The sequence below is a fragment of the Micromonospora sp. NPDC048063 genome (assembly GCF_043202855.1).
Taxonomy (GTDB): domain Bacteria; phylum Actinomycetota; class Actinomycetes; order Mycobacteriales; family Micromonosporaceae; genus Micromonospora.
The window spans coordinates 677855-701217 of the sequence record NZ_JBIDBG010000002.1 but is presented as its reverse complement, the minus strand read 5'-3'; the positions used below and the strand labels follow the sequence as shown (position 1 = coordinate 701217).

The window sequence follows — 23363 nt, the reverse complement described above, 5'->3', positions numbered from 1 at the left end:
GGTCCGCCGCGCCGGTTCCGGGCGCAGGACGGACGATCCGCGATTCCTCGGCCATACCGGTCCCGTTGTAGGGTCCGTCAATGATCAATCTGCGTGGGGGTTCGCAGTGACCCCTGATCCCACCATGCCGCTGCCGCCCTCGGAGCCGCCGACTCAGCCGCACCCGACGACCGATCCCTGGGCATCCGCCCCGGTCTCGGCCGGCCACCAGGCGCCGCCGGCAGCGCCGCCCCACCTCGCACCGCCGCTCCCCGGCCCGGACTCCGCCCCACCGGCCCAGCCCTACTCCGCCCCGCCGGCCGCCGCGCAGTACTCCGCGCCGCCGGCCCAGCCCTACTCCGCCCCACCGGCCCAGCCCTACTCCGCGCCGCCGGCCCAGCCCTACTCCGTCCCACCGGCCGCCGGGCAGTACTCCGCCCCACCGGCCCAGCCCTACTCCGCGCCGCCGGCCCAGCCCTACTCCGTCCCACCGGCCGCCGGGCAGTACTCCGCCCCGCCGGCCCAGCCCTACGCGGCGTCGCCCGGTACGGATCTGGTCCGGCCGGGGCCGCACCCGCCGGTGATGGCGCCCGCGGTCGGGCAGCCGGGCCCGCTGCCGGCCGGCTACCCGCCGCCCGCCCAGGGTGCGGTGGCGGTGCAGATCGGCGAGATCATGGTGAGCCCGCCGGTGATCCACACGCCGGCCGGCGTGCTGCCGCTCGCCGGCGCCTCCTGGCACGTCGTCGACCACTGGCAGCAGGAGCAGAAGACCGCCACCTGGGCGGTGGTGTGCGCCATCGTCGGCTTCTTCTGCCTGACCATCTTCAGCCTGCTGTTCCTGCTGATCAAGGAGACCCGGCACCACGGCACCGTGCAGATCACCGTGTCGAACGGCGCCCAGCAGTACGTGGCCCGGATGCCCGTCGCGAACCAGGCCCAGGTGCAGCACATCAACAACCAGGTCAACTACGCCCGGTCGCTGTCGAACATGTGACCCGCCCACGGCTCGCGCCGCCCGGCACACCCCCGCCGGGCGGTCAGCCGCTGGCCCGCCCTGCGTGGATGGCGCGTACGGCGTCGATGGTGTCGGCCTCGGCCGCCGTCTTGTCGTCGCGGTAGCGCACCACCCGGGCGAAGCGCAGCGCCACCCCGCCCGGATAGCGGGAGCTGGTCTGCACCCCGTCGAAGGCGATCTCGACCACCTGCTCGGGGCGGACCCGCACCACCCAGTCGCCGCGCTCGACGGCGAGGGAGAGGAACCGCTCGGTCTGCCAGCGCAGCACCTCGTCGGTCAGGCCCTTGAACGTCTTGCCGAGCATCACGAAGTCGCCGGTGCGCGGGTCCCGCGCGCCGAGGTGCAGGTTGGACAGCCAGCCCTGGCGCCGGCCGCTGCCCCACTCCACCGCGAGCACCACCAGGTCGAGAGTGTGCCGGGGCTTCACCTTGACCCAGGCGGCGCCCCGGCGGCCGGCGTCGTAGGGGGCGTCGGGCGCCTTCACCACGACCCCCTCCTGGCCGGCGTCGACCGCGGCGGCGAACGCCTCGCCGGCCCGCTCCGGGCCGTCGACCTCCATCCGGCCGACCAGCAGCGGAGGGTCGACCGCGGCGGCGAGCGCGGCCCAGCGCTCCCGGCCGGGCAGGTCGATCAGGTCGTTGCCGTCGAGGTGCAGCAGGTCGAAGAAGTACGGCGTCAGCACCGTCTCGCCGGTGGACTCGGCGGCGGCGAGCACGGCCGGGGCGACCGGGGCCCGGCCGGTGGTGCTCGGCGTGGTGCGCCGCGCCGCGCGGCTCGACGTCTCCTGGAAGGGCAGCGGCCGGCCCGTCTCGTCGAGCCCGATCGCCTCGCCGTCGAGCACCAGCTCGCGGGCGGGCAGCGCCCGCACGGCGGCCACCACCTCGGGCACCCGGGCGGTGATGTCGTCGAGGCTGCGGGTGAAGACGGCGATGTCGTGGCCGGAGCGGTGCACCTGGATCCGGATGCCGTCGAGCTTGACGTCGACCACGGCGGGCGTGCCGGTGGCGGCGAGCGCCTCGTCCACCGAGGGCGCGCTCTGGGCCAGCATCGGTGCGAGCGGGCGGCCGACCTGGAGGCCGAAGGCGGCCAGCGCCGGCGCGCCGCCGTCGAGCGCGGCGACCGCGACCGCCCGCAGGTCGCCGGCGAGCAGCAGAGCCCGGCGTACGGCGGCGACCGGCACGTCGGCCGCCCGGGCCACCGCGTCGGCGAGCAGCCCCGCCTGGGCGCCCTGCCGCAGCTCGCCACTGAACAGGCCGGTCAGCAGCCGCTGCTCGTCGGCGGTGGCGGCGGCGTAGAGCGCACCGAGCAGCGCCCGGCGGCGGGCCTGCGACCCCGGCCCACGCACCGCCGCGATCTCGTCGACGGCCGCGTCGACGGCGGCCACGGTCAGGGTCGGCTCGGCCGCCGGGGGCGGCAGGTCACGCAGGCTCGCCCAGCCCACCCCGGTCTGCCGCTGGCGCAGCTCGCCGGCCAGCCACCCCGAGCCGGCCGCGACCTCGTCGGGGTCGAGCGACCGCAGCGCCTCGGCGAGCAGCTCCACCTTGGCCCGTCGGGCCCGGGTGGCGCCGACGGCGGCGGAGGTGGCTGCCAGGTCGATGAACCGCACGGGTCCATCCTGCCAGCCACCCCCGACACCACCCGGGCATTGCCGTGCCCGGGCCGTCACGCGGCCGGGCGGTCAGGCCGAGACGGGCTCCTCGATGCGGAGCCCGCGGGCGCGGATCTCGTCGGCGACCCGGGAGAGCACCGTGTCGAGCGCGACCAGGGCGGCGGAGAGCTCACCGAGCTGTTCCTTGAGCGTGTCCTCGGGCCACGCGGAGACATCGACGTCCCCCAGAGCGCTGACGGCGGCTTCGAGCCGGCTCATCACCTCGTTCGTACGCATGTTCGAGAGGCTATAACAAGCCCACGCCCGACACACCGCAAACTCCCACATCGACCCGGAAGTTACGGTTCCGACACCTAACGCCCGTCGGCGCCCGCCTCGGCGACCTTCTTCAGCAGCAGCGCCTCGGCCAGGCAGACCCGGGCGAACTCGCCGAGGTGCAGGCTCTCGTTCGGGCCGTGCGCCCGGGCGTGCGGGTCCTCGACGCCGGTCACCAGGATCGCCGCCCGCGGGAACATCTCCTGGAAGGTGGCGATGAACGGGATCGAGCCGCCGATGCCGATGTCCACCGGGTCGGTGCCGTCCCAGGCGGTCCGGAACGCCGAACGGGCGGCGTCGAACATAGGGCCGGACGCGTCGATGACACACGGGTCACCGTCGTGCTCGAAGGTGACCGTCACCCGCGCACCCCACGGCGCGTACTTCTCCAGGTGGGCGCGCAGGGCCGCGTACGCCCGCTTGGGGTCGTCGCCCGGCGCGAGCCGCACGCTCAGCTTCGCCTTCGCGGTCGGGACCAGGGCGTTCGGCGCCTCGCCGGTGGCCGGGGCGTCGATGCCGAGCACCGCGAGGGCCGGCTTGGTCCAGAGCCGGTCGGTGATCCGCCCGGTGCCGATGAAGTCCACGCCCTCACTCAGCCCGGCCTCGGCGCGAATCCGCTCCGCCGGGTAGTCGACGGCCGCGCCCTCCCGGCCCACCAGGCCGTCGACGGCAACGTCGCCGGCGTCGGTGTGCAGGGTGGCCAGCAGCCGGACCAGCGCGGTCAGCGCGTCCGGCACCGCGCCGCCGAACATGCCGCTGTGCACGGCGTGGTCGAGGGTGCGCACCTCGACGAAGCAGTTGACGATGCCGCGCAGCGAGGTGGTCAGCGCCGGCACGCCGATGTCCCAGTTGCCGGAGTCGGCGATGACGATCACGTCCGACGCGATCTCGTCGCGGTGCTCGGCGAGCAGCCGCTCCAGCGAGTCGGAGCCGTACTCCTCCTCGCCCTCGATGAAGAGGACCACGCCCACCGGCAGCGCGTCCCCGAACGCGCGCAGCGCCGCGACGTGCGCCATGATGCCGGCCTTGTCGTCGGCGGCGCCCCGGCCGTAGAGCCGGCCGTCCCGCTCCACGGGCTCGAACGGGTCCGACTCCCACAGCGACAGGTCGCCCACCGGCTGAACGTCGTGGTGGGCGTAGAGCAGCACCGTCGGCGCACCGGGCGGGGCGGGCTTCTTCCCGATGACCGCCGGCTGGCCGCCGGAGCGCACGATCTTGACGTCGAGGCCGCAGCCGCGCAGCAGCTCGGCCACCGCCTCGGCGGAGCGCTCCACGTGCGAGTGGTCGAAGCCCTCGAACGCGATGCCGGGGATGCGGACGAGGCGTTCCAGGTCGGCACGGACGCCGGGCAGCTCCCGCTCGACGGCGGCCCGGACCTCGGACTCGGACATGATCGGTGTGGTCATGACCGGCATCGTATGCCGGCCTTACCGATCGCCTCGCCTGAGGCCACGGCCACCCTGGTCAGCGCCGCCGCACGTAGTAGCGGGCGGCGTCGTGCGGCAGGGTCGGCGCGCCGTCGACCACCAGGTCGGCCCGGGCCTCGGTGCGGTCCGCGGCGAAGTGCGCCCGCTCCCCGAGGTGCCAGCGGCGCAGCTCCGGCAGGATACCGGAGCCGTCCCGCCGCACGGCCCGGGTGAGCCGCAGCGGAGCCGGGGCGGTGACGAAGACCGCGAGGGTGCGGTCGGCCGCGGCCTCGGCCCGCGCCGCGCTGACCCCCTCCACCACCAGCACCGGCGCGACCGGCACCGGCACCGGACGGGGCAGGAAGGCCCGGCGGACCCAGCTGTACCGGCGGTACGCCCCCGGCCGACCGGCGCGCAGCGGCGCCAGCACGCACTCTTCGAGCCGGGGCCAGAAGGTGAGCTGGTCGTCCCACCCGTCGAGCAGGTCGTCGGTGTGCACCACGGGCGGCCGCCCGGCGCCGGGCAGGTCGGCGAGGGCGTCCGCGAGCCGCGCCGCGAAGACGCTCTTGCCCGCGCCGCTCGGCCCGTCCACCACCACGAGCCGGGTCCGCCCCAACCGCGCCGGCCCGGCGAGCACCCGCCGGGCCAACCGGTCGTACGCCTCGACCACCGCCACCACCACCACCTGGCCGACGGTAGTGGGAGGCCCGGAGCGGACCGACGACGGGCGAGCCGCGCGGACGGCGCGTGGGCGGGCACCGGCATGGCGTCGGGGGCGACCGCCGTGCGGGCACACCGATCGGGGGTCGCCCGAACGAGCGGTCGTCGGGCTGGCCGGGGCGTTCGGTCGGCGGGGCCCCGGACCGGGCGGGATGATCGGCTGGTGTCCCACAGCGTGATGAGTCCGGGCGTCGACGCCCTGCTGGAACAGGCCCGCGTAGGGGTGCGCCGGCTGACCCCGCACCAGACCGTCGAGGCGGTCCGCACCGGGGCGTTGCTGGTCGACACCCGCACCGACGTGCAGCGCCGGGAACAGGGCGACCTCCCGGGTGCCGTCGTGATCGACCGGACGGTGCTGGAATGGCGGCTGGACCCGGCCAGCGCCTGGCGGATCCCCGAGGCCACGGGTTACGACCGGCGCATCGTCGTGGTGTGCCGGCAGGGCTACGCCTCCAGCCTCGCGGTGGCGAGCCTGCGGGCGCTCGGGCTGCACCGCGCCACCGACGTGATCGGCGGCGTACAGGCGTGGCGCGAGGCGGGGCTGCCCATGTCCGACCGCCCGGCCGACATCCGCTACTGACTCCGGACCGGCGGGTCCGATCCGGCGGCTCCGATCCGAATGGTCTGGGTCCGCCACCCACCGTCCGGCCACTGTCGAGCTGCCCCGTCCATGGGACCACCATCGGTGGCGCGAAGGTGCGAGGCGCAGGCACGGCACCCAAGCCCACAGGCCCGTTCGACACGGACGTGCGCGGGGGCGGGGCGGGTCAGGGGGCCGGTGGGGCGCCGGGTGGGATGAAGGGGAGGTCGGCCGGCGGGCCGGTCTCGACGAGGCGCCAGAGGGCGTCGGTGTCCAGGTGCTCCTCGACCAGGTCGCCGAGCAGGTCGAGGGAGCGCTCGCGGGCGGCGGCGAACGACGTGTCCGGCGCGACCCGGAAGCCGGACCGGCCGGCCAGCCGGGCCACCTCGGTCAGGAAACGGCGGCGGAATTCGTCGGACTCGAAGGCTCCGTGCCAGTGGGTGCCGTGCACCGTGCCCGCCACCGCGCCCTCGCCGCTGCCGTCAGCGCAGGTCAGCAGCGGGGTCAGCGTGGGATCGGCGTGCGAGACGTAGCCGTGGTGGATCTCGTAACCACGGACCGGGACGTCGCCGCCGGCAGCCCCGACGGACTGCCGGACGGTCTTGCGTGGGTCGAAGGTGACCTCGATCGGCAGCAGGCCCAGCCCCGGCACGCTCCCCTGCCGGCTCTCCACCGGGTCGTGGATGGCCCGGGCCAGCATCTGGAAGCCGCCGCAGATGCCGAGCAGCGGCCTGCCCGCCGCCGCGTGCGCCAGCACCGCGTCGGCGAGCCCGGTCTCCCGCAGCCAGGCCAGGTCCGCCACGGTCGACTTCGAGCCGGGCAGGACGACCAGGTCGGCGGCGGCCAGTTCGGCCGGCTCGACGGTCAGCCGCACCCGTACGCCGGGCTCGGTGGCGAGCGCCTCGACGTCCGTGGCGTTGCTGATCCGGGGCAGCCGGACCACGGCGACGTCCAGCCAGTCGGTGCCGCGCGGGGCGGCCGGCCGGCCGAGCACCCGCCCGTACGCGAGCGAGTCCTCGGCGTCGAGCCAGAGGTCGAGCGCCCAGGGCAGCACCCCGTACGTCGGCCGACCGGTGACCCGGTGCAGCATGTCCAGCCCGGGCCGGAGGAGCCCGAGGTCGCCCCGGAACTTGTTGATCACGAACCCGGCGATCAGTGCCTGGTCGGCCGGGTCCAGCAGGGCGACGGTGCCGAACATCGAGGCGAACACCCCGCCCCGGTCGATGTCGCCGACCACGATCGTGGGCAGGTCGGCGTGCCGGGCCAGGCCCATGTTGACGTAGTCGCCGGCCCGCAGGTTGATCTCCGCCGGGCTGCCCGCCCCCTCGCAGATCACCACGTCGTACGCCTCCCGCAGCTCGGCGAGCGCCGCGTACGCCGTCTCGGCGAGGCGGGGCCGCAGCTGGCGGAAGTTGCCGGCGGTGACCGTGTCGACGGCCTCGCCGAGCAGCACCACCTGGCTGGCCAGGTCGCTGCCCGGCTTGAGCAGGACGGGGTTGAACCGCAGGTCGGGGGCGAGCCCGCAGGCCGCCGCCTGCATCGCCTGGGCCCGGCCGATCTCGCCGCCCCGGCCGTCCGCGCCGACGACCACGGCCGAGTTGTTGGACATGTTCTGGGCCTTGAACGGCGCCACCTTCACGCCCCGGCGGTGCAACCACCGGCAGATGCCGGCAGTGAGCACACTCTTGCCGGCGTCGGAGGTCGTGCCGGCGACCAGCAGCCCGCCGCTCACCGGCCGCTCACCCGCCCCGCCGTCGCCGCGACGCGGCGACCGGTGGCACCCACCAGCGGACCGTCGGTGCCCGCCAGCGGGCCGGTGGCACCCACCAGCGGACCGGCGGCGCTTCGATTCCCGGCGCGCTGCCCGAGGATGCCCTGCCCGGTGTCGGGCCGCCGCAGCGCGCGCCGCACCACAGCGCCCCGGCCGAGGGCGCGGCGGCCGACGGCGGTCACCAGGCGACCGACGGTCAGCGGGTAGGCGGCCGCCAGGCCGAGCGCGGCCAGCCCGACCGCGCCCGAGATCCGGGCGGCCCGCTTCAGGTGCCGCGCCTCGGGCCGGGGGCCGTCGCCGAGGAACGGCCGCACCTCCGAGCGGCCGAAGTAGACGTTGCGCCCGCCGAGCCGTACGCCGAGGGCGCCGGCCATCGCGGCCTCGCACTGCCCGGCGTTCGGGCTGGGGTGGTCGTCGCGGTCCCGGCGCCACACCCGCCAGGCGCGTTCCCGGTCGCCGTCGGCGGTCGGCGCGACGGCGATGGTGAGCAGCCCGGTCAGCCGCGCGGGCACCAGGTTGAGCAGGTCGTCGAGGCGGGCGGCCGGGGTGCCGAACCGGGCGTAGCGGGGCGAGCGGTGGCCCACCATCGCGTCGAGGGTGTTCGCCGCCCGGTAGCCGAGCAGGCCGGGCAGGCCCGCGACCGCGCCCCAGAGCAGCGGGGCGACGACGGCGTCCGACGTGTTCTCGGCGACCGACTCCACGGTCGCGCGGGCCAGCTCGGGCTCGTCGAGCGCCGACGGGTCCCGGCCGCAGAGATGACCGAGCCGCTGCCGCGCCGCCGGCAGGTCGCCGTCGCGCAGGGCCCGCCCCATCACGGTGGCCTCGTGCCGCAGGGTACGCCCGCCCAGCACCGTCCAGGTCCCGGCGGCGACCAGTGCCGCCCGGGCCACCGGCCGGTGTCGGGTGGCAACCGTCGCGGCCACGCCGAGCAGCACCGGCGCGCCGACCGCCAGCGCGGCGAACGCCGTACCGGCGCCCCTGTCCGGGCGGTAGATCCACCGCTCCAGGGCTCCGGCGGCGCGGCCGAAACCGGCCACGGGGTGGTAGCGGCGGGGGTCGCCGAGGAGCGCGTCGAGGGCGTACCCCGCGACCAGTCCCGCCGCGGTCGCCACCGGCGTCGCCTGTCGCACCCGCCATCACCTCCGGCCGGCCAGCCTAGCCGAGCGCCTTCCCGCCCTCGGGCGGGAGCGACCGGTCCTCGCGGGCCAGCGACCGGGCGGCCCGCCGACAGGGACCGCGCCACGCCGACAAGGCCCGCCGACAGGGCCGTGCCCGCCGACAAGGGCTGTGCCACCGCCCCCGACAGGGGCCGTGCCACCGACAAGGGCCCCGACAGGGGCCGTGCCACACCGACAACGGCCGTGCTCGCCGGCAGGAGTCCCCCGACCGCCACGGGCCGCGCCCCACCCCTGCCGGGGGACGCGCCCGCCGACACCGGCCGGGGTCCGCCGGACGGGGGCGCGGGAGACACGCGGGGTGACGACGGCGTGGCCGACGTCACCCCGCCCCCGTCGTGTCGCCCGGGCCCGCCCGGTCACGCCGGCTGCGGCACCCGCCCCCGACCCCGTCGGCCGCGCCCGTTCGGGGTGAAACCCGCGTCGGTCTCCTCGGGGTGCGAGCCCGCTGGCGCGTCGGACTCCTCGGGCACCGGCGTCGGGTCGCCGGCCTCCGGCGCGGGGCCGGCGGGTTCCTCGTCGCGGCTGCCGTCCGCCAGGTCGTCGAAGGGGTCGAGCGAGCCGTCGAAGCCGGCGTCGGCCGGCAGGCCAGGGCCGGCCCCGGACGGGCCGAAGTCGGGCAGCTCGAACTCGACGTCGAGCAGCCGGCCGTCGGGCCGGGCGGGGGCGTCCTCGTCCGGCACCGGCTCGGTCGCCTCGCCGTGCACCCGGTGCTCGGCCTCCGCGTCCTCGACGGTGCTGGTGGTCATGCTCGGCCGGTTGCGCATGAACCGGCCCCGGCCCCGGGACAGGTCGTGACCGACGGCGACCGCCTCCAGCTCGTAGAGGGTGCGGTGGTTGCCGGCGTCGTCGGTCCAGTCGCGGGTGTAGAGCCGCCCACAGACCATCACCGGGTCGCCGACCATCACCGAGGCGGCCACGCCCTCGGCGAGCTTGCGCCAGCAGTTGACGCGGACGCGCAGGCTGTTGCCGTCGACCCAGCGACCGCTGTCGCGGTCGAGCCGGCGAGCGGTGGAGGCGACCTTGAAGTTGGCCACCAGGGTGTTGCTCTGGGTGGTGCGGCGCCACTCCGGGGCCGTCAACACGTTGCCCACGATGGTGGGGGATGGGTAACTACCACCATCACCCATCCCCCACGCGCCTTCAGGACCTGCTGCCGTGCACCAGCCGGAGGTTGATCCGCCTGAGTGCTGCGGCCGTCTCGCAGTCAACGGGCGGCAGGGGATCCTGTGGTACCCGGACGGCCTGGCGGACCCGAAGACACTCGCGCCTCACCACCCAACAGGCGGTGGCGGTGGCGGCGGCGATGGCGCTGAGGAAGAGGATTGGGGAGGGATTGTGGCGCACGCGGGCTCCTTGTCTTAACGGAGACTCAAACCGGAGCACTGATGAAACACCCGTGCGACCCGCCTGCGAAAGCCCTGCTCAGGTGAACTGAGGTAGCTGTCCCCAGCCGAGCACCGCCCCGAGTGGCGGGTGGAAGTTCCACGTGGTATAGACCAGACCACGACCACCCAGCGTGAGCGGGCGGAGCGCCCGAACGGCGGATTTGATCACGGAACGCGAATAGACCGACACGCATGCTCACGTACTACGAAGCGTGGGCACGACATCAGATTTCCTGATAGCGCTACGAGTTGCCTTCTTCACGTTCCGCCACGAATACGCCCCTACCGGTGACCCCGAACGTCAGGCCTCGCTCGCGCAGAACAATGTGGGCCCGCTCGACCGTCGCCGTGGACACCGAATACAACTCAGCGAGGGCGCGGGTGCTCGGCAGCCGTGTGCCGGGCGCGTATTCACCACGAGCGATTCTCTCGGCGAGGTCAGCAGCGATCTGCTCATAGGTGAGCCAGCGGGCGGGCATATAGGGATCTCCAGGGGTTGGGCCCGCGAATTACACCATGAGCGACAGAGGGCAACAGCCGCGTCCTTGACCTCCCTAAGCACCCTAAGTACGGTGCGAAGAGTAATCATGCGGTGATCAAGAGTTGATCCGGGGTGATCATTGTGATGCCCGACTACCCGCACGCCAGCCCGCCACCCATCCCCGGCGGGGGCCGTGTCAATCAGCCGGCGCCGGCGTCGGTGGCGCCGGTGACCCGTTCCGAGCGTCTCGTCGCCATCCTGGCCGCGTTGGTCATCGCCGCAGGCGTTGTGATCGGCGTCATGCGGTGAGAGTCGTCGTCGCCGTCCAGGCCGCCATCCTCGCCACGCTCCTGGGCGTGCTGCTGCTGTTGGCCGCGGTTGCCCCGCAGCCTGCCGAGCCAGCGCCGGCCCGGACTTGGTGGACGGCCACCGAGGACGAGCAGCGCCAGTACGAGCGCGACCGGCTGGCCGAGGAACTGGAACGGGCGTGGAGGTCCGGACGGTGAGCGAGCTGCGTCCCGCACGTGCAGCACTCGGGAGCGGTCCGGCGCGCCCGCCTGCCCGGCGTCAGCCGATCGGCAGGTCCTCGTAGACCCGCGCCACCCGGCGGATATCCGAGACGGTGTGAAGCACCTCCACCGCCCGACCCGTCCGGTCCCGGGTCACCCGCCACACCTCGAGCACGGTGCCGGCCTCCGGCAGGCCGAGCAGATCCTGCTCCTCGGCCGTCGGGCCACGGCCGGCCACCTCCTCAGTCGCCGCCGCCAGCTCCACGCCGGCAGCAGTCAGCGCCGCGTACAGCCCGCCGACGAGCTTCTCCGGCCGCTCCAGCGGCGTGCCGGCGGCGACGTCGGCCGGCACCCACGACTCCTGCACCTGGGCCAGGTCCTCGCCGGCGAACATGCGGCGACCGCGGCGGACCACCTCGCTGCCGGCTGGCAGCCCGAGCAGCTCGGCCACCTGCTCCGGTGCCGGGACGCGGTCGACGCCGGTCACCTCCACGCGCGACGTCACACCCTGCTCCGCGCAGGCGGTCTCCCACGGGCCGAGGTCCCGGCCGGGCCGATCCGGGTCGGCCGCAGTGGCGTAGTGCGCCAGCCGTACCCGCACCGGCGGACGCGCCACCACCGTGCCCTGACTGGTCGCGGTCGTCACCAGGCCGGCCGCCTTGAGCACCGCCAGGGCGCGCCGGACGGTCTCGCGGGAGACGTCGTACTCCGCCGCCAGCTCGGCCTCGGTGGGCAGGCGCGAGCCGGGCGGATGCTCCCCTGCGTCGATGGCCGCGCGGAGTGCGGCGGCAATCTGCCGGTATCCCATCGGCGGCATCGGTGCGGCCTCCCTCCCCGAGTGGACGATCAGCGCCAACAGTATGCGTACCCAAATGCTTGACGGGCCAGCCTGACCCCGCGCACACTCTCCGTAGAGGTTTGCGTACGCAAACCCATCGACCCTGGAGGGACGTCGATGTGGCAATGGCTCCTCACCCTCGTCACCCGCAAATCGCAGGCTCCCCGGTCCAGTCCTGGCCAGGTCTGGAACGCCGAGGACCAGGCCGCAGCCGTCCAGCGGCTACGCGACCAGGCCCGGCGGCACCAGGCCGGGCACCGCGACGAAAGGCCAGCCCGGTGACCGCGCCGACGATGCCCGAGCCGGGCACCCGAGTGTCCGTGCGGGCCGGCGAGTGGCAGGCCAGCCCCGGCATCCTCGGCCAGACGCACCACGACATCCGCATCGTGCACGTCTACGCCTCCCACGACCCGACCTGGATGTGGGTCTACGGGCACGGCCTGGAGTGCAGCTGGCCGTCCGCGGACTGCACCGCGCCGTGGTGCTGGGAGTTACTGGTGTCCGTCGACGTGCTCGCAGCCGCCGCCAGGGCCCGGCCGTGAGCATCCCGGCCGCGGCCGACACCCGGACCACCAGCTGGCAGCGAGACCTCGACGAGCACCGCCAGGTCGACGGCCGTTGCCGCATCTGCCGCACCGCGAAGCGCTGCTGGCCGTGGGCCACCGCGTGGGCCGCGCTGCTCGTAGACCAGGCCCTCCGGCCGTGAGCCTCGACAACGCGGTCCCGTCCCGCTGCCTCGGCTGCGCGCCGACGATCCTGCCTGTCGGGCACACCTGCGGCGGCAACCGGATCCGGACGGCCGAGCTGGGCTGGTTCTGCGACTGCCCGAAGCCGGAGTGCCGGCGCCGGCAGGCTGGCCAGTTCCCGGCCGATGAGAGCCCCGCCGCTTCCCGACGGACACGGCGGTCACCCGCAAAGTAGGCCGGCCCCGGACGCGGCGCTGGAGACGCCGGCCGGGGCCTTGATCCGATCAGACACCGGAGGTCTGACCATGACCATGCTCCATCATCACCGATCCCGCTGGGCCGTCAAGACGGCCGCCGCTGTCGGCGTCCTCGCCGCCGTGCTCGCCTGCGAGGGCGACCCGGGCCGCGTCCAGAGCGACCGGCCGGCCGCCGACCGGCAGGTCGACCCGCGCGCCGAGCGGACCGTCACTATCCGCGTCACCGAGGCCACCGGCCCGTACAAGGTGTGGGTGCGCGCCGCGAAGGTCGGCCAGGACCGCGGCGACCACACCCGGGAGACCGTCGCCGGCGGCGAGTACAAGCAGACCCTGTCGTACACGTCCGGGCTACGGATCCAGATCACCATCACGGTGACCGGCCACGCCGACGACATGTACCGGTGCGAGATCGCAGACGGCGAGCACCGGTCGCGCGAGCGCGGCGCCGGTCAGGTGCAGTGCCAGCTCACGACCCAGCGATAAGGCGGCGGGTCCACCGCGACCACGCCAGGCGGACACGGTCCCGCCACCCCGCGCGCTGTATGTACTCGGGCGGGTTCAAGCGCCAACCACCAGCAGCCATGCCGTCAGTATGCGGCACCACCGGCCCAGAGTGGTGAGAGCGAGCAGACACACAACCGGGCCCCGCCGTCGCCCTCGAAGGGAGACGGCGGGGCCCGCTGCGTACGTGACGTTCCCGGGTCGGCAACCCGACAGTCGGGCTTCAGCCGCCGGAGTACGGTGCCCGCCATGACTCGCACCCGCCACTACGCTGGCGCCCTTCTTCTTCTCGCCGCGTTGGCCGGCTGCACCAGCGCCCCCGAGCCTGCCGCCGCGCCGTCCAGCCCCCCGGCCACGACGTCGGCCGCAGCGGCCGCCCCGCCAGTCGACGGCGGCACCTACGAGAGTCCTCTGCTGCTCGTGGACGCCCTGGTGAAGGGCGGCATCAACTGCGCACGGTACGAGGCCGTTGCCCAGCCCACCGGTGCGGTCGCCCGCGGCAGCTGCTGGGTCGGCGCAGAGGAGTACACCATCGGCATCTACGCATCGGCCGCCGACGCCCGCGAGCAGCCGAACGCGGAGGCCGAGATGCTGGAGGGCGTGGCCGACGTCGACCTGGTGCTGGGCCGGAACTGGACGGTGGGCTGCCCGGATCCGGCTGCCTGCCGCGCGGTGGCGGCCGTGCTCGGCGGCGAGGTGTTCCACGACGCTGCCTGATCCCCTCCACACGCATGACAAAGAGCCCGCCGCCTCCCGAAGGAGACGGCGGGCTCTCTGCGTCAGGCGGGTCAGGCCTGGGCGAGGTCCGGGCGCTGAGTGTGCTTGGCCATCCAGCCGGAGACGAACGCACACACTCCGGTGACGGCCAGGCCGATGAGGCCGACGAGCGGCAGGGGCACCGCCGGATCGGCCGCACCGTTGAACCAGATCTCGTCCACGGCCCAGATCACCGCCGGAGCGATGATCGCCGCGCTGCCGGCGGCGCCGGCAGCCGCGGCCTTCACCTTCGTCTCGATCGGGGCCGACGCCGGCCGCTGGTAGAGCTCGGACATGGAGTACCTCCTGGGTACGGTCGATTGGTGGCGCGGATGAGACGGACCGCCGCCGGGTGGGCGGAGCAGCCCGAGCCGTGCCCCGACGGGCACGGAGAGACCACCCCGGCGTGGGGTGCCTGCACGGTTGAGGGGTGCTGGGAGATGGGCCGTCAGTGGCGCTGCCAGCGGCCCGGCTGCGGCAAGGTCACGCAACACCGGCACGAGCACCGGTAGCGGGTAGCTACCGGGACGGCGGGCAGTGGAAGTCGTTCCTCAGACGGCGGATGTCGTTGGCGATCTTGCGCCCGGCCGGGGTCTGCGGCGGGGTGGTCCGGTAGGCATCGTCCATCGTCGCGATGAGACTGCACCACTTCCGTTCGGAGTCCCGAGCCACCCGGTTGGCGTACACCATCGCCGACGCCGCGGCGAGGAACGCGCACACGAAGCCGACCGCCAGCATGTGCCAGCTGCGGCGCAGAGACAGCCGCAGCTTCCGCTCCCGCTCCCGTTCCGGGCCGGTCATGGGCTACCCGCCCCGGACGACGCCGGCGAGGGCGGAGATCGTCGCGGCGGCGACGAGTCCGGCGGTGGTGAGTCCGACCCGGAATCGGACGTACTGCTGCCGCCATCGCCAGTCCGCTGAGACAGCAGCCCCGCCCCGGCCGGCAGACCCAGCAGCGACACCGCCGCGAGCAGCAACACCTCGGACGCCTTGCCCGGCTCCACCACCCACGTCTGATGCCAGACGACACTCAGGCCGACCCCGATGCACCCGACGTCCCGCAAGATCCGGACTACTCGCTCTGCCTTCACGCACGGTCCCAACCTTCCCGGCGCCGCCGCTGTTCAACCCGCCCCCGCTCACCACGGCGGGCGCGGTCACCCTGCTGCACCGGAAGACACGTCAGGTGTGCCGCTCGCGGCGAGCCGCTCGCCGATGAGCCTGACCACCTCGGCCGCGTCCAGCGCGCCGGACTGGTGCTGCCGGACCAGCTCGGCCAGCTGGGCGTCGCGGCGGGCGGCGTCGTCGTCGCGGTCGCGCTCGGCCTGGGCGTGCGCGTCGACCCGGGCCAGCACCGCGCTGGTGTCGAGGCCCTCCATCTTCGCCAGGATCGCCTCCGCCAGCAGCCGCGCCTTCGTCGCCTCCGCCTTGGCGCCCGCAGCGGCGATGTTCGCGTTGCGCAGCCACGAACCGGCGCTGTACTTCGTCTTGCCGTCGTTGCCCACCCACTTGGTGGTGTCCCACACCTCGGCAGCGCTCACGTCGTCATCTCCCATCTCTCGCAGGAACCGCTGGAACAGCGGCCGTTTCGGGGTGACCTCCTCGTCCCGGTAGCCCGAGACGTGGTCATGGGTCAGGTGGCTGTCGTCGGCCTCGCCAGCGCGCGGCGCGGACCGCTGACCGCGTTCGCGGTCGTAGCGCAGCACCGTTCGTCCGTCCGGCGACCAGATCACCTCGCGGATCCACGCCGCGTCGGACGCCCCGGCGTGGCACTGCTCGACCAGCCAGGTGCCGAGGGTGCGGTGGGTGACCACCCTGCCGCTGGGCAGCGTCTTGCGGAAGATGCCGACGTCGAGGGCGGCGGCGCCGTCGGTGAGGCCGCGCCGGTCCCGGGCCAGCCGGGCGCTGTACGGGTCGCGCGACATCTTGAGGTCGCTCTTGCCGAGGTGGTACGAGGTGCCGGTACGCACGTGGGCGGCGGAGCCGACGATCCCGACCTCGGCCGGGTCCAGGTCGTCGCCGTACGCCGCTGTGCCGGGGTGCATGTCCAGCTCGGTGATCAGGAAGTTTCGGACGTCCTTGTAGGACTGCGGGGCGTACGTCATCCCGTCACCGCCACGGCGTCAGCCAGGACCTGCCATGCCTGCTCGTCGGACTCGACCGGCTCGTCCAGCAGCGCCGTGTCGATGTGCTGGGCATCGGTCAGTGGCCACTCCTGGTCGACCTGCTCCGGCGCCCGGTACCGGTGCAGGTACTGCCCGTGCAGCTCGCCGAACATCCCGGCGTCGCCGTCGAGCACCAGCAGGTGCCGATCGGCGTCGGCGGTCCAGTCCCAGCGGTTATCCCCAACGGGAATCCACATGTCAGAGCCTCTCCCACGTGATGTCCATCGAGCTTTGGAACTCGGTGCCGGTGAAGGTGTTCACGGCGCTGCCCTGGTTTTGGTAGCCAGCCAACTCGATGTAGTCGCCTTCGTTGAGGTAGACCAGCATCGACCTGGCGGGGAGCACCGTCGCAGCGGTGCTGTTGTTCGGGAAGTAGAGCTTCGAGCCGCTCACCAGCGCGCCGTTGACGAACCACGACGATCCGCGAAAGCCGGTGGTGCCTGCCCCGGCGGTGCTGATCGCCACGCCGCCGCCCGTCCGATACCAGCCGGCGTAGCGGGCGGTAAACCGCGACGTGTTGGTCGACGTGGAGTGCCCGCCGATGGCGTCGGGGTCGGTGTCGATGTCCTCCGTCGTGAACGTCAGCGGGGTGTCAGCGTTGCTCGGAATCGACTGCGCCACGGTCTGTCGCACCCGGCAGATCGGCTTATTCATGAGGAACCGGAGCGGGTCGCGCAGGTAGGCGTGCAGGTTCGTGGAGCTGAGCGCGTCGACGCCGTTGGTCCAGGTCGCCTTGGTCTGGGGAACGGTGGGCACGGCAGGTCCTCCCGGGTCAGTAAGCGACGACGGCCGTAGGGGAGACCAGGTCCCCGACGATCACGCCGGTCGGCGGAGTGCCGGCCGACGGGCCGAGCAGCGGGCTGGTGGTGAAGGTGATCGAACGGGAGGCCACGCCGATCTCGTCCGGGGCCAGGCCCTCGATGATCAGGTGACGGGCGGCGGTGGGGATCGTGGCCGGCCCCCCGGTGATCTCGATGCGGTCGCCGATGTCCAGGGCGAGCAGCTGCGCCCGCTCGGCCGGTGTGCGGGGCAGCAGGTCCAGGTGCAGCTGCGGGCAGCGCAGCCGAGGCGACTTGTACGCCTGCACCGTCCATGACGCGTAGTTGCCGGGGTCAGCGTCGATCGCCGTGTCGAGGGTGACCGGGTCCCCGCCGGAGCCGTACCGCTGCACCGAGGCGGCGTCGGTGCGGCGGGTCTGCCCTCCGCCTGCCTGCGACGCCACCACGTCGTTGATCGGGGTGTCCTCGCGGAACCGCAGCCCACGCTGCAGCCACGCGTACGGGATCTGCAGGGTGACGGCCTGGCGGTAGCGGGCCTGCCTCGGCCGCAGCCGGATCTCCCCGGAGCCGCGGGTGAACAGCCGGGCGCCGCCCTCGGCGGAGGCCGCCGACCGCATCGCCGACGCCGGTTTCTGCCGGGCCAGCCTGGCCCGCTGCATCGGGGTCGACGCGCCCGCGTCGATGCTCAGGTCAGCCGCCGGCACGCCGGCGTACCCGGCGAGGGTGGTGATCCGTTCGGCCACGGTCTGCCGGTGCAGGCCGCGGTAGCCGTGGGCGTACTGCGCCAGGTGCATGGCCCGGGTCATGGTGGTCGCGGGCGGGCCGACCCGCACCTGTACGTGAGCAATGCTGCCCACCCACTCCAGTCCCACCCACGCCTCGGTGAGCGTGAACGGCGCGGGGGGCGCCATGAACCCAGAGGCGGCGGCGTCGCTGCCCAACCACACATCGACGGCACCGCTGGTCATGTCGTAGCGCACCGTCACCAGCCGCCACACGTCGGACTCCAGGCGCCTGCCGACCAGCACGTCCACGTCCGACGCGCCCGAGTACACGGTGCCGGCGACCGAGTTGCCCGTCCTCAAGTCGTTGATGATCAGCCCCCCTGACAGGGACTGCGCATCGCCCACCGTCAGGATCGGGCCGCTGTAGTCGTTGACCTCGTCGGGTTGGCGGTAGAGCCACGCGGAGACGGCCACGACGTCCGACGCGCCCACGGGCACGTTGATCGGGGATCGGAGTCTGGCCTGGGCGAGGAACCCCGTGACGTGCCCCACCGGATCCCATTGGGGGTAGGACTGGTCGTCTCCGGGCGGCCCGGCCAGAGATGTCGCCCTGATCAGGTCCTCGGGCTCCTGCGCGACGGACTCCTGGAAGCCGTAGACGTAGCGGGTCAGCGTGGCCAGCGTCTTGCTGGACATGTGTGGGTAGGAGTCGTCCAACGGGAAGTGCTCCACCAGCGGGCCGCCGGCGGTGCGGACGTGCTCGCCGAGGGTGCCGGCGAACGCCGGGGCGCGGTCGAGGCGGCCGAGCCAGTCCACCGCCGACACGGTCACGATCTGCTCCACGCCGGGCTCCGCCCAATCGGGCAGGTCGAGCGGCTTGAGGAACCCGGTGAACCGGATGTAGTCGACGCCGTTGGCGGTCTCCACCACCCGGCACTTGCGGCCCTGCCCCCACCACCCTGCGTACGGGGACATCGGGTTGTCGGGGGTAAGCCAGTGATCGGTGTTCTCCAGCTGCGCGGTCAACGTCGACGGCTGGATGTCGTCGCGTTCAGAGCCGGCGCCCCGCCGGATCTGCAGCGGCCGGGCACCGGTGCCGGTGGTCCGCACACGGGAAGTCAGGTTCACCCAGACCGGGATGGCAGCATCGGGGTCGGCGCTGGACACCTCGAAGCGCCAGCTGTCGTAGGCGCTCACGCGGCGGCCGCCGGGATGCCGAACACCGCGTCGAGGGTGCCGAGACCGGACCTGCTCGCGTGACGGGTCACCTGCTCGGTGATGACCGACCCGTCGGGCCACTGCAGGATCGCCCGTACCACCACCTCGATCGGGCCGCCGCCGGCGGCCGCGCCGGCCGCCGCCCCGCCGGCCATCGCGCCGCCGCCGGCGGCGCCGGCCGGGATGGTGCCGGTGCGGTTGAGCTGCTCCAGGCCGTCCGCGCCGAACGCGGCCATCAGCGCCTGGTGGGCGCGGCCGGTCGCCACCCACTCGTCGGAGGCGAGCAGCCGCGGCTGGGTGTCGATGCCGGGCGGGCCGCCACCACCGACCAGACCACCGGAGGACAGACCCCGCCACGTGTTGCCGCCGATGCCGGTCACGTCCGTGTAGGGCTTGCCGAAGGTGCGGAAGTTCTGGTCGATGTAGATGCGGGCGCGCTGCCCGTCGGCGCGCTGCAGCTCCTTGACCATCGCCCGGATCTTCGACTCGGACAGGCCTGCCTTCTCGGCCGCCGAGATCAGGTCGGCGATGAACGTGGAGCGCATCTTCGCGCCGGCCGCAGCGGCCGCGTCGGCGGACTTGCCCTCCGCGATGGCCCGCTTCTCGGCGGCCTGCCCGGCCCGGTCGGCCGCGCTGATCAGCGACTCGACCACCCGCAGGTTGTTGCGGCCCTTCTCGCTGTTCTCGTTCAGGCTGGTGCCGTTACGCTCCACCGACTCCGACAGCTCGGCCAGCCCGTCCTTGAAGTCCAACGTCGCCAGGCGCACGTTCTGCCCGGCACCCGCCAGCTCGTCCAGCTTGTCCGCGTGCTCGGCGGCTGCCTTGGCCGCCCGCTCCTGCGCCAGCGCCAGGTCGGTAGTCTCGTCGGTCAGGTCGCGGCTCTTCCCGCCCATCAGGCCGGCGTCGGCCATGAGACCGCCGAGTTTTTCCGTCGTCCAGTCGAAGGCGTCGCCCAGGACCGGGATGTCGTTGGTGAGCAGTTGCCCCCAGGAGGACACCTCCTTCAGGCCACCCACCAGCATCTCGTAGCTGTGCGCCGCACCCTCGATGATCGCGCCGTTGATCCGGATGGTGGCACCGAGCAGGTCCAGGGCGGTGACCAGCGCGAGGACCGCACCGTCCTTGCCCTCGGACACGCTGGTGAAGAAGTCGGAGATGTCGCCGCCCAGCTCGGGCAGCTCGCGGCCGAGAGCCCGAAGGATCGGCGCGGACGCCTTCAGGGCGTCCTCCAGCCCCGGCCCCATCCGCTCGGCCATCTCGGCGGCACCGTCGGCCACGTCGAGCAGGACCGGCGCCAGCTCGGCCAGCTCGTCCTGCGTCCGGCCGATCAGGCTGCCCGCGGCTTTCTCCAGCCGCTGGACCGACTGCACCGTCGGGGCGGCGAAGTCGTCGCCGATCGCGGAGGCCAGCCGGTCCTTGAGCCGCTCACCGACCCCGCTGACCGCCTCGGCGACGGCCGGGTCCTGCAGAGCGGCGGCGACGCCGACACCGATGCCCGCTCCGCCGACGCCGGCGAGCAGGCCGGACGCCACCACCCCGCCGATCAGCGGCGCGGCGACGGTCGCACCGCCGACCAGCGCAGCGGCGATACCGGCCTGCGCGTGCGGCGGCAGCGAAGACACCGAGTCACCAAGGATCCCCGCGACCTTCGCCGACACCTTCGCCCCGCTGCGGCTGACCGAGTCCACCAGCCGCGACGCGAGCCGGCCGGTGGACCGGTCCACGTCCTCATCGATCTTGTCGACGTCGACCATCGGGCTGGCGTCGAGCTGCTCGCGTAGCTTCAGCATCACGCCCAGCTCGCGCTGCTGCTTACCCAGCTGTTTGAACAGGCCGCGGTCGCCGGTCTTGTCGAACTCGGCGGACAGCTTCTTGATCGCCTTCTCAGTCTTGGCGATCTCGGTGGACAGCTTGTCCGCCCCGTCGGCGGCCTCGCGCAGCTGCTCGTCGGCCTCGTCGGCCTTGTTCGCCACCCGGTCCAGACCATCGGCGGTGTCGTTCAGTGCCTTGCGGGCGGACTTGTCGTCGCCCAGCACGTCCAGCTGCAGCGCCTTCGCCATGACCGATCACCCCCGCTGTTGAGTTGTGGCCGACCGTGCCCGGTAGTAGTCGCGGATCCACTCGATGCGCTGCTCCACCTGGTCCCAGGTGTAGCGGTCCTCATCGAGGTCCCAGGGCCGGATCCCGAAGAAGTGCTCCAGGTCCGGCCCGTACTGGACGATCAGAGCTGCGGGGTCTGGCCCTCGGTCGCGAGGGCCCCAGAATTTCCCTCAGCGTCGCCCTCGCCCCCGGCGTCGCCGGCGGCCGGGTCCGCCTCGGGCTCCGGGTTCGGGTCGACCAGCACCCAGCCCACCACGTTGAAGTCGAGCTCCGAGTAGCGGACGTGCACGCCGGCGCGGCGCAGCGACAGCCACGTGATCGCCTTCTTGCCCTCCGGGTTGCCCGACTTCAGCGCCGCGCTGATGTCCTGGCGGGTCATCCCCGCCGACTTGTAGAGCGCCGTCGCCTCGCTGACCATGAGGTGCCCCGGGTCGTACACCAGCGGATCTGGCGCGCCGAGGCGCTCCCGGTCGGCGGCGGTCAGCACGATGTGGAACTCCACGCGTTACCCTCTCTCGATCTTCTCGACGGTGCGGGTGACCGCCTGGTCGAGGCGCTCCCGAAACACACGGATCTTCTTCTTGATCGGCGGCCAGAACCACGAGCCGCCGCGCTGGGCCACCCACATCTCCCGGTTGCCGAACACCGGGTGCCGCCAGCCCTTCGGGTTGTCCAGGTGCCGGGGCAGGTTCTCCTGACCGGCCGGCATCTTCTCCCGCTTCGACACGAACCGGACCCGCGGTGCGCCGCTGGTCTTCACCTCGAGGGCGAGACTGCGCGCGACCCGGTCACGCAGCCCGGTCGAGCGGGTGTTGCGCCGGTACGGCACCCGGACCTGCCGCACCCGGCCGTCCGCGCCCACCTGCCGCTTGGTGCCGGACCGGTGGAACCGCTGCCCGGTCACGTCCAGGCGCCGCACCTCGGCACGCTGGTCGGCGATGATTTCCCGGCCGGCCGCCCGCATCTCCTTGACCATCTCGCGGCGGAGGCCGACCCGGCCTGCCTGGCGCAGCTGCTGCGCGGCCGCCCGGAACCGGGCCGATCCCTGCACCTTCAGCCGCACGACGCCCTCCGCTACAGGGTGGTGTCGGCGGCTTCGTACTCGATCTGCACGGCGGGGTGCGTGCCGGCCGGGTCGCCGTAGGCCCGGAAGGTGGTCTGCGCCGGGATGATGTCCGGGCCCTGCAGGGTCGGCGACCCGGTCAGCAGCTTGGCCTGCGGGTAGGTCACCCGCAGCACCGGGTACGCCCCGGTGCCGAGGTCGACCTTGCCGGTCCAGGTGAACTGCAGCGCCGTGGTCGTGTGCGCGGAGAACAGCGCGTGCAGCTGGGCCCGGTCGGCGAACTCGACGTCGAGCTCACCGGTGTACGAGCGCATGGCGTTCTCGATCTGCTCGGACTTGATCCCGTTGCCGCCAGCGAACACCCGGTCGGTGGCCAGCCCCAGCGCGAACGGCAGGCTGATGCCCCGCAGGCCCTTGATAGCGGCGCCGCCCGAGATCGTGGTGCGGCCGGTCGCGGTGGCCGGCGTGCCGCCGATCGTCGCCGAGAAACCAGCCCAGGAGAACACCTCCCATCCGGTCGGGTAGGTGTCCACCGCCAGCGCGGTGGCGGTGTCCTCGTCCCACATGTCGAGGTCCAGCGACAGCGACAGCAGCCCACCCCTCGCGCAGGAGAACGTCGCGTTGGTGACCTTCGCGCCCCGGTACGTGAACGGCGCGACGGTGGACGAGTACGACTCCGGGAAGCCTGCCTGCACCGTCAGCGACACCCCGGTCAGGTCACCCGGGGTGTGGATCTGCCGGTACAGCGGGGTGGCACCGATCACCGTCGGGCCGGACACCGCGCCGAGGATCTGCCGCAGCAGCGGCCCGAACCCCTTCGAGCGGACGTCGGTGGCCAGCTGCCCGGACGCCGACCGGCCCACGATCACCGAGTCGTCCACGAGCGGCGTGGTGGCGCAGCCACGCACGCCCTCCGACACCACCTCCGACTTCGACAGCGTGGGGTTGAACGACGCCACCGGCAGGAACCGGTCCACCGTCACCGCGGTGCCCACCACCGCCTCCGCCTTGAAACCGAACTGCGCGCACAGGCCGCTACGCATCGCGGCCACCTGCCTTCCTGCTCCTCGAGCCGGCCGCCTCGGCCGGTGCCTGCTGCTGGTCGCCGGCGCCCTCCTGCGGCGCGCTCGGTCCGCCGCCGTCCTGCGGCCGGTCCTGGTCGCCGTCCTCGCGGCGCCACTGCGCCTCCGGCCACGCGTACCGCTCGTACACGTCGCGGGGCACACCCACCAGCTCGTCCGGCTCCACCACCCGGCCCAGCTTCGGCACCCGCACCCGGGCGTCACCGAGGTACCGCAGTCTCACGAGATCCATCCCGCTGCCCCCT

Annotated in this window: 26 protein-coding genes and 2 pseudogenes; 8 read left to right on the top strand and 20 right to left on the bottom strand. The window is 73.5% G+C overall.

The annotated features are described in order from the left end of the window. The first annotated feature begins 106 nt into the window (after positions 1-106). Complete coding sequence (locus ACGFZ2_RS08100) at positions 107-973, top strand: hypothetical protein (RefSeq protein ID WP_393451321.1); 867 nt, start codon at positions 107-109, stop codon at positions 971-973. Between the two features lie 43 nt (positions 974-1016). Here the strand turns inward: ACGFZ2_RS08100 and ACGFZ2_RS08095 are convergent, their stop codons facing one another. The 4 genes and pseudogenes from ACGFZ2_RS08095 to ACGFZ2_RS08080 form a co-directional block, all read right to left on the bottom strand. After that, positions 1017-2600 (bottom strand): ATP-dependent DNA ligase, encoded by a 1584-nt coding sequence (locus ACGFZ2_RS08095; protein ID WP_393451318.1) that lies wholly within the window; start codon positions 2598-2600, stop codon positions 1017-1019. Positions 2601-2672: 72 nt separating this feature from the next. Further along, on the bottom strand, positions 2673-2879 hold the full coding sequence (locus ACGFZ2_RS08090; protein ID WP_350686124.1) for a hypothetical protein: 207 nt from the start codon (positions 2877-2879) through the stop codon (positions 2673-2675). Between the two features lie 77 nt (positions 2880-2956). Beyond that, entirely contained in the window at positions 2957-4309 is a 1353-nt protein-coding gene (locus tag ACGFZ2_RS08085; protein ID WP_393451473.1) for a dipeptidase, read from the bottom strand. Then, positions 4302-5216 (bottom strand): annotated as a pseudogene (locus ACGFZ2_RS08080) (uridine kinase); the annotation flags it as partial. The gene ACGFZ2_RS08085 and the pseudogene ACGFZ2_RS08080, both read right to left, overlap by 8 nt. Positions 5217-5222: 6 nt before the next feature. Between ACGFZ2_RS08080 and ACGFZ2_RS08075 the strand changes: the two are divergent. Continuing rightward, on the top strand, positions 5223-5624 hold the full coding sequence (locus ACGFZ2_RS08075) for a rhodanese-like domain-containing protein (RefSeq protein ID WP_393451470.1): 402 nt from the start codon (positions 5223-5225) through the stop codon (positions 5622-5624). A gap of 187 nt (positions 5625-5811) precedes the next feature. Here ACGFZ2_RS08075 and ACGFZ2_RS08070 read toward each other — a convergent pair whose 3' ends face one another. The 4 genes and pseudogenes from ACGFZ2_RS08070 to ACGFZ2_RS08055 all read right to left on the bottom strand — a co-directional run bounded on the left by ACGFZ2_RS08070 (position 5812) and on the right by ACGFZ2_RS08055 (position 10437). Continuing rightward, the gene (locus ACGFZ2_RS08070; protein ID WP_393451315.1) at positions 5812-7356 is read right to left on the bottom strand and encodes a cobyric acid synthase; all 1545 of its coding nucleotides are present in this window, start codon (positions 7354-7356) and stop codon (positions 5812-5814) included. A gap of 161 nt (positions 7357-7517) precedes the next feature. Continuing rightward, positions 7518-8525: pseudogene (locus ACGFZ2_RS08065) on the bottom strand (cobalamin biosynthesis protein); the annotation flags it as partial. Positions 8526-8929: 404 nt separating this feature from the next. Beyond that, complete coding sequence (locus tag ACGFZ2_RS08060; protein ID WP_393451312.1) at positions 8930-9700, bottom strand: single-stranded DNA-binding protein; 771 nt, start codon at positions 9698-9700, stop codon at positions 8930-8932. Between the two features lie 500 nt (positions 9701-10200). Next, a complete protein-coding gene (locus ACGFZ2_RS08055) occupies positions 10201-10437 on the bottom strand; it encodes a GntR family transcriptional regulator (RefSeq protein ID WP_393451309.1) in 237 nt (78 codons plus the stop codon). A 146-nt stretch (positions 10438-10583) separates the two neighbouring features. On the opposite strand from ACGFZ2_RS08055, the gene ACGFZ2_RS08050 reads away from it, so the two are divergent. Further along, complete coding sequence (locus tag ACGFZ2_RS08050) at positions 10584-10748, top strand: hypothetical protein (protein ID WP_393451306.1); 165 nt, start codon at positions 10584-10586, stop codon at positions 10746-10748. Next, positions 10745-10945: a hypothetical protein gene (locus ACGFZ2_RS08045; protein ID WP_393451303.1), complete on the top strand. Its 201-nt coding sequence runs from the start codon at positions 10745-10747 to the stop codon at positions 10943-10945. The genes ACGFZ2_RS08050 and ACGFZ2_RS08045 overlap by 4 nt, the downstream gene beginning before the upstream one ends. A gap of 61 nt (positions 10946-11006) precedes the next feature. Here the strand turns inward: ACGFZ2_RS08045 and ACGFZ2_RS08040 are convergent, their stop codons facing one another. Next, entirely contained in the window at positions 11007-11765 is a 759-nt protein-coding gene (locus tag ACGFZ2_RS08040) for a GntR family transcriptional regulator (RefSeq protein WP_393451300.1), read from the bottom strand. Positions 11766-12064: 299 nt separating this feature from the next. Between ACGFZ2_RS08040 and ACGFZ2_RS08035 the strand changes: the two genes are divergently transcribed. The 4 genes from ACGFZ2_RS08035 (at position 12065) to ACGFZ2_RS08020 (ending at position 13947) form a co-directional block, all read left to right on the top strand. Then, positions 12065-12328: a hypothetical protein gene (locus ACGFZ2_RS08035; RefSeq protein ID WP_393451297.1), complete on the top strand. Its 264-nt coding sequence runs from the start codon at positions 12065-12067 to the stop codon at positions 12326-12328. Then, positions 12325-12492, top strand: coding sequence for a hypothetical protein (locus ACGFZ2_RS08030; protein ID WP_393451295.1), 168 nt, complete (start codon positions 12325-12327; stop codon positions 12490-12492). Before ACGFZ2_RS08035 ends, ACGFZ2_RS08030 begins: the two co-directional genes overlap by 4 nt. A gap of 285 nt (positions 12493-12777) precedes the next feature. Then, positions 12778-13212: a hypothetical protein gene (locus tag ACGFZ2_RS08025; RefSeq protein WP_393451292.1), complete on the top strand. Its 435-nt coding sequence runs from the start codon at positions 12778-12780 to the stop codon at positions 13210-13212. A 267-nt stretch (positions 13213-13479) separates the two neighbouring features. Continuing rightward, the gene (locus ACGFZ2_RS08020; RefSeq protein WP_393451289.1) at positions 13480-13947 is read left to right on the top strand and encodes a hypothetical protein; all 468 of its coding nucleotides are present in this window, start codon (positions 13480-13482) and stop codon (positions 13945-13947) included. Positions 13948-14018: 71 nt separating this feature from the next. On the opposite strand, the gene ACGFZ2_RS08015 is transcribed toward ACGFZ2_RS08020, so the two are convergent. The 11 genes from ACGFZ2_RS08015 to ACGFZ2_RS07965 form a co-directional block, all read right to left on the bottom strand. Further along, positions 14019-14282 carry a hypothetical protein gene (locus ACGFZ2_RS08015; protein ID WP_393451286.1) on the bottom strand — a complete coding sequence of 88 codons (264 nt, stop codon included), beginning with the start codon at positions 14280-14282 and terminating at the stop codon, positions 14019-14021. 223 nt (positions 14283-14505) lie between these two features. Beyond that, positions 14506-14787, bottom strand: a complete 282-nt coding sequence (locus ACGFZ2_RS08010; protein WP_393451283.1) for a hypothetical protein — start codon at positions 14785-14787, stop codon at positions 14506-14508. A gap of 356 nt (positions 14788-15143) precedes the next feature. Continuing rightward, positions 15144-16091, bottom strand: a complete 948-nt coding sequence (locus ACGFZ2_RS08005) for a hypothetical protein (RefSeq protein WP_393451280.1) — start codon at positions 16089-16091, stop codon at positions 15144-15146. Further along, positions 16088-16348: a hypothetical protein gene (locus ACGFZ2_RS08000; protein WP_393451277.1), complete on the bottom strand. Its 261-nt coding sequence runs from the start codon at positions 16346-16348 to the stop codon at positions 16088-16090. Before ACGFZ2_RS08000 ends, ACGFZ2_RS08005 begins: the two co-directional genes overlap by 4 nt. Before the next feature lies 1 nt (position 16349). Further along, positions 16350-16907: a hypothetical protein gene (locus ACGFZ2_RS07995; RefSeq protein ID WP_393451274.1), complete on the bottom strand. Its 558-nt coding sequence runs from the start codon at positions 16905-16907 to the stop codon at positions 16350-16352. Positions 16908-16923: 16 nt separating this feature from the next. Beyond that, positions 16924-18852 carry a hypothetical protein gene (locus ACGFZ2_RS07990; protein WP_393451271.1) on the bottom strand — a complete coding sequence of 643 codons (1929 nt, stop codon included), beginning with the start codon at positions 18850-18852 and terminating at the stop codon, positions 16924-16926. Further along, complete coding sequence (locus ACGFZ2_RS07985; RefSeq protein WP_393451268.1) at positions 18849-20933, bottom strand: hypothetical protein; 2085 nt, start codon at positions 20931-20933, stop codon at positions 18849-18851. Before ACGFZ2_RS07985 ends, ACGFZ2_RS07990 begins: the two co-directional genes overlap by 4 nt. A 161-nt stretch (positions 20934-21094) precedes the next feature. Further along, complete coding sequence (locus tag ACGFZ2_RS07980; protein ID WP_393451265.1) at positions 21095-21475, bottom strand: hypothetical protein; 381 nt, start codon at positions 21473-21475, stop codon at positions 21095-21097. 3 nt (positions 21476-21478) lie between these two features. Beyond that, on the bottom strand, positions 21479-22036 hold the full coding sequence (locus tag ACGFZ2_RS07975) for a hypothetical protein (protein ID WP_393451262.1): 558 nt from the start codon (positions 22034-22036) through the stop codon (positions 21479-21481). Between the two features lie 11 nt (positions 22037-22047). Next, a complete protein-coding gene (locus ACGFZ2_RS07970) occupies positions 22048-23079 on the bottom strand; it encodes a phage tail tube protein (protein ID WP_393451259.1) in 1032 nt (343 codons plus the stop codon). Beyond that, positions 23072-23350 carry a hypothetical protein gene (locus tag ACGFZ2_RS07965; protein WP_393451256.1) on the bottom strand — a complete coding sequence of 93 codons (279 nt, stop codon included), beginning with the start codon at positions 23348-23350 and terminating at the stop codon, positions 23072-23074. Before ACGFZ2_RS07965 ends, ACGFZ2_RS07970 begins: the two co-directional genes overlap by 8 nt. Between the last annotated feature and the right edge of the window lie 13 nt (positions 23351-23363).

Bases quoted from the DNA above. Each gene is read 5' to 3' on its own strand.
- ACGFZ2_RS08090 (WP_350686124.1), bottom strand. From the start codon at position 2,879: ATGCGTACGAACGAGGTGATGAGCCGGCTCGAAGCCGCCGTCAGCGCT.
- ACGFZ2_RS08085 (WP_393451473.1), bottom strand. From the start codon at position 4,309: ATGTCCGAGTCCGAGGTCCGGGCCGCCGTCGAGCGGGAGCTGCCCGGC.
- ACGFZ2_RS08075 (WP_393451470.1), top strand. From the start codon at position 5,223: ATGAGTCCGGGCGTCGACGCCCTGCTGGAACAGGCCCGCGTAGGGGTG.
- ACGFZ2_RS08060 (WP_393451312.1), bottom strand. From the start codon at position 9,700: ATGGGTGATGGTGGTAGTTACCCATCCCCCACCATCGTGGGCAACGTG.
- ACGFZ2_RS08055 (WP_393451309.1), bottom strand. From the start codon at position 10,437: ATGCCCGCCCGCTGGCTCACCTATGAGCAGATCGCTGCTGACCTCGCC.
- ACGFZ2_RS08050 (WP_393451306.1), top strand. From the start codon at position 10,584: ATGCCCGACTACCCGCACGCCAGCCCGCCACCCATCCCCGGCGGGGGC.
- ACGFZ2_RS08040 (WP_393451300.1), bottom strand. From the start codon at position 11,765: ATGCCGCCGATGGGATACCGGCAGATTGCCGCCGCACTCCGCGCGGCC.
- ACGFZ2_RS08025 (WP_393451292.1), top strand. From the start codon at position 12,778: ATGACCATGCTCCATCATCACCGATCCCGCTGGGCCGTCAAGACGGCC.
- ACGFZ2_RS08020 (WP_393451289.1), top strand. From the start codon at position 13,480: ATGACTCGCACCCGCCACTACGCTGGCGCCCTTCTTCTTCTCGCCGCG.
- ACGFZ2_RS08015 (WP_393451286.1), bottom strand. From the start codon at position 14,282: ATGTCCGAGCTCTACCAGCGGCCGGCGTCGGCCCCGATCGAGACGAAG.
- ACGFZ2_RS08010 (WP_393451283.1), bottom strand. From the start codon at position 14,787: ATGACCGGCCCGGAACGGGAGCGGGAGCGGAAGCTGCGGCTGTCTCTG.
- ACGFZ2_RS08005 (WP_393451280.1), bottom strand. From the start codon at position 16,091: ATGACGTACGCCCCGCAGTCCTACAAGGACGTCCGAAACTTCCTGATC.
- ACGFZ2_RS08000 (WP_393451277.1), bottom strand. From the start codon at position 16,348: ATGTGGATTCCCGTTGGGGATAACCGCTGGGACTGGACCGCCGACGCC.
- ACGFZ2_RS07985 (WP_393451268.1), bottom strand. From the start codon at position 20,933: ATGGCGAAGGCGCTGCAGCTGGACGTGCTGGGCGACGACAAGTCCGCC.
- ACGFZ2_RS07970 (WP_393451259.1), bottom strand. From the start codon at position 23,079: ATGCGTAGCGGCCTGTGCGCGCAGTTCGGTTTCAAGGCGGAGGCGGTG.
- ACGFZ2_RS07965 (WP_393451256.1), bottom strand. From the start codon at position 23,350: ATGGATCTCGTGAGACTGCGGTACCTCGGTGACGCCCGGGTGCGGGTG.